The following is a 783-nucleotide window of genomic DNA, read 5'->3' as shown; positions in this document are numbered from 1 at the left end:
AAATCGCAGCTTACAGCCTCTAACGGTGTTGAACTCTTACATGACGCGCCTAGCTAATGGTGAAGTCAGCTTACAAATTCCGTCGTCTCGTAAACGTTCTAAAAATGAGATTGTGAATTTGAATAACGGCGTTGCAAGCATGGCAAATCAACTGAATGAGCTAGTTGGCCAGATTCGTTCTACCAGCGATTTAGTCGAAAGTAACTCGACCAGTGTAGCAAGCGATGCTCATAGCAACTTAACCCAAGCGGATCGTCAGCAAGAAGAAGTTGAGCAAGTCGTAACAGCGATCGAAGAGATGGCCTCTTCCGCTCAATCGGTGGCTCAGCAAGTAGAAAGCATTGCTGAAAATGTCCGCTCTGCGAACTTAGATAGCCAATCTGGTTTGACGATTGTTGAAGGCGTATGTGTCGACGTGGCGCAGTTGAATGATCAATTGGATCAATCAGCCGAAGCCATCGAACAAGTCAACCGTGACAGTGAAAGTATCCAAACCGTCACCAGAATGATCGACGAAATTGCCGAGCAAACCAACCTACTCGCTCTCAACGCAGCAATTGAAGCGGCACGTGCCGGTGAGCAAGGCCGTGGGTTTGCTGTGGTCGCGGATGAAGTTCGCACATTAGCGCACCGTACGCAAAGCTCAGTGCAAGACGTAGTTGGGATTATCGAGAAACTAAAAGGCTCAACACAAAATGCCGTAACTATGATGACTGACAGCCAACGCAGTGCGAATCAGGTGCTAGACAAAGCGCAAGACGCAGGCACCGCGCTCGAAGCGAT

General features: G+C 48.8%; 1 protein-coding gene. It reads left to right on the top strand.

Features of this window, described 5'->3' with window-relative positions:
- Positions 1-783 (top strand): methyl-accepting chemotaxis protein (locus R7Q48_RS26545; RefSeq protein ID WP_318133195.1); only part of this gene is annotated, 783 nt, incomplete at both ends.

It is taken from the genome of Vibrio sp. 378, assembly GCF_033339435.1.
Note: the sequence above shows the minus strand (reverse complement) of the source record. Positions and strands in the feature narration are given on the sequence as shown.